3 protein-coding genes are annotated in these 3,003 nt (G+C 39.6%); 2 read left to right on the top strand and 1 reads right to left on the bottom strand.

Annotated elements, in window-relative coordinates:
- Both LD39_RS19425 and LD39_RS19420 read left to right on the top strand, forming a co-directional pair.
- The coding region (locus tag LD39_RS19425; RefSeq protein ID WP_035552149.1) for an alpha/beta fold hydrolase at nucleotides 1-283 on the top strand (283 nt) is incomplete at its 5' end.
- A gap of 358 nt (nucleotides 284-641) precedes the next feature.
- Nucleotides 642-1,466, top strand: coding sequence for a cupin domain-containing protein (locus tag LD39_RS19420; protein ID WP_035552146.1), 825 nt, complete (start codon nucleotides 642-644; stop codon nucleotides 1,464-1,466).
- A gap of 109 nt (nucleotides 1,467-1,575) precedes the next feature.
- On the opposite strand, the gene LD39_RS23265 is transcribed toward LD39_RS19420, so the two are convergent.
- Nucleotides 1,576-3,003, bottom strand: a 1,428-nt coding sequence (locus LD39_RS23265; RefSeq protein WP_035552143.1) for a hypothetical protein, incomplete at its 5' end; no start/stop codon positions are given.

Here is a 3,003-nt window from a genome sequence, read left to right as displayed (position 1 = left end):
CAATGAGCATATGGCAAAATCTGATCCAGATGCCTGGTATGAATTTTATAATCGAGCCCTCCATTTTGACTGCAGCCGCCGATTGTCCAGACTCTCTGCGCCGCTGTTGGTGATTTATGGTAACAAGGAATTCTGGATCAATTATCACGCTAAATATTACCGTAAATGCGAAGATGCTACGCTTGCTGTCATTGAATGTGCCTATCACCAAACTCCAGCGACCCATGCACCAATCTTCAATAAAACAGTGAGGGAATTTTTGCAAAAAAAACAAATAGGTTAAGAAGCTGACAACCTTAAATATGACGGGTAGTATATGATCTAGAGGACAAAATCACAAGAGATTTTGTTCTTTTTCATTTAATTTCAATGGTAATAATCCTAAAATGTTAAGATTTTATAGTCACTTCCTAAAAATGCGTTTGGGGTTGATTTCCTTTGCTATCCGGCAGAGGGCATGACACTCTGTATAATGGAATTATTCCATTAAAGGATTTAGCTGTTATTTTGAATTAGACCATATAAGATTATAAGTGTTCTCGACTGAATTTGTTTTCTTTATGGAGTTACGTTGAAATTAAGTACACTCTCTTTACACCTGCATACGATAATTTTATAAAAGTGTGAAGGGATGGGGAATTATGTACTATGCTCCTTATATGTATCCTTATCAAAATCCTTATTATATGAACGCCCCGATGTATGGCTATGGAAGACATTCTCAAAACTGGTCCTTTCCTAATGGGGTAGAGCATGCAAATCGATTTGATTATTTTCGCTCTAATAACAGCAATTGGAATAGTAGGTTAACAGATAATGGATCAAACCCATATGTTGTTGATATTAATGAAGCAACAAAGCAAAACAATACGTACCGTACAGCTTTATGGACCGGATCACATTTACAAGTTACTTTAATGAGTATTAATGTTGGCGAAGATATTGGTTTGGAAATACATCCAGACGTTGATCAGTTCTTACGTATTGAACAAGGCCAGGGGATTGTCCAAATGGGCAAGAGTAAAGAGAATTTGGATTTTGAAAGAAAAGTATATGATGATTTCGCAATAATGATACCTGCAGGAACATGGCATAATGTAACCAATACTGGAAATACTCCGCTTAAACTCTACTCGATCTATGCTCCTCCTAACCATCCATTTGGGACGGTTCATGTGACCAAAGCAGACGCAATGGCTGCAGAAGAAGGAAACAATCATGTGAATGGAAATACCGTTGTTTATGGAAGGACTCCAGATGAATGGGTACGGTACACGGAATTTCTGGTGAACGAAGGATTAGAAGATGTTAAAAGAGGAATAAATGCACTGCACATCCTTCAAGAATTTATTCTAATGGGAGTGCTTGTAGGGAAAGGGTATTCTCCTGAAAAAGCATATGAAACGGTAGAAGAATGGGAACGGACAGGAAAATCCAAACTTCTTCAGCAAAGTAAAAATATGTAGAAGTTGAGTAAGATAAAAAACGTCCAGAATTAATCTCTGGACGTTTTTCCATGCAGTGCAGTTTGCCGTTCATATCCAAAAATGAACCTGCTTCCTTAGCTCTACTTTTTTATTTACGGCCTTCAAACGATTGGTCGATTCTACTTGCAAGAGCGACATCTTTTACAGTAATACTGAGCTTGTCAGCGTCTTTGATTAGGTTGTTTCTTACATTAAAATATGCGAAATCTCCTCCGCCCATCATGGTAACTTCATCAGATTCTCCATTGTCACTCTCGATGTGCACATTTTTGGGACGATTATTTGGAGCTTCCGAATAGAAGAAAGGGGAAGAAGCTACTAACATCTGTTCTTGTTCGAAATCATGAGGCTCGTATTTTAATTGAACATTCAAACCGTTATTTCGACCTCTTGAATCTTTTTGTACTAAGGTAACATCCGTCTCAAACGCTTCAGCTACTTTTTCATTGATTCTCTTAATCGCGCTTCTTGTTAAGTCGTCTTTTGATACGTCTAAGTCGAAAGAGTAGGACGTATCTCCCGACAAGTGAACACGCTCGATTGTGAATGTGATGGCTTCAGGTTCTTTTTCATTTAGAATGTTCGAAAAGAATTCAGACGTGTACACATCTTCCTCGCCTTGAACTTTGCGTAAAGGGAGAGGAAGGGATACCCTTTTGCCATCCTCAATCATGAGAGATGCTTCAATCATTTGGTTGAAGCGATCGTTTGCATCTTCCACTCTTAGTTTGATCGTACTTTTATCCAAACCTGTGGTCAGCTCCAAAGGCTGAATAGTCAGGCCGTTTTTTTGATAAGTGTCTGAAAAGGTGTAGTGCCCAAGTTTTTGTTCTTCGGGATTATAATTGTATTGAACCGGTACTGCTTCAGTTTGGAAGTTTCGTCCATTAATGCGGAATTCAAAAGCTGTTTCCAGTTTCTTATGGAAAGGTTCAAGCTCTAGCCGGTCGTTCCTTCGCATCCCTTCTTCTGTGAAAGATGGAGTTTGGGTATAGGTGTATAAACGGTTTTTATAGACGACTCCTTCTGTAAATTGAATGGGGCGGCCATACGAATCAATTGTCATCTTGTTCTGATTGTTTGCTTTCCCCAGCCTTAGAGATTCAACGAAAGGCGGTCGAGTAGGAGCTTTTTTCTGCTCCTTTACTAAAGTCGATAAATCAATACTGTAAAGGATGGTAATGGTATGGCCATTGTGCCACACCTCATTGATCTGAAGCCGTCCATCGCGTTGTTGGACAGGTGTAGAAATCTCTGGGGTAGTGGTAAGCCCTTTTTCGCGCGCAAGCTTCAAGCTTCTAATTTTTCCTTCATAAAACTTCTTGATTTCTTCCTCGTTTTCAACTTCTCTCCAACCGACAGGAAGCTTGTCCATGTCTACAGCTTTGGCTTTGCGTTTGAGTTGAGATTGTTCACTGTAGCTCAGTTTGTCTCCTTGACCAGCGGTAGCGACATAAGCTCCTATAGCGAATGCTAGAAACACCGCTGCAACGACGATCCATTTTCTTTGTTTCTT

This window comes from Halobacillus sp. BBL2006, assembly GCF_000786645.1.
Classification (GTDB): domain Bacteria; phylum Bacillota; class Bacilli; order Bacillales; family Halobacillaceae; genus Halobacillus.
This window is presented reverse-complemented; position numbering and strand designations above follow the sequence as displayed.

Coding starts and splice junctions, on each gene's coding strand:
- LD39_RS19420 (WP_035552146.1), top strand. CDS start 642: ATGTACTATGCTCCTTATATGTATCCTTATCAAAATCCTTATTATATG.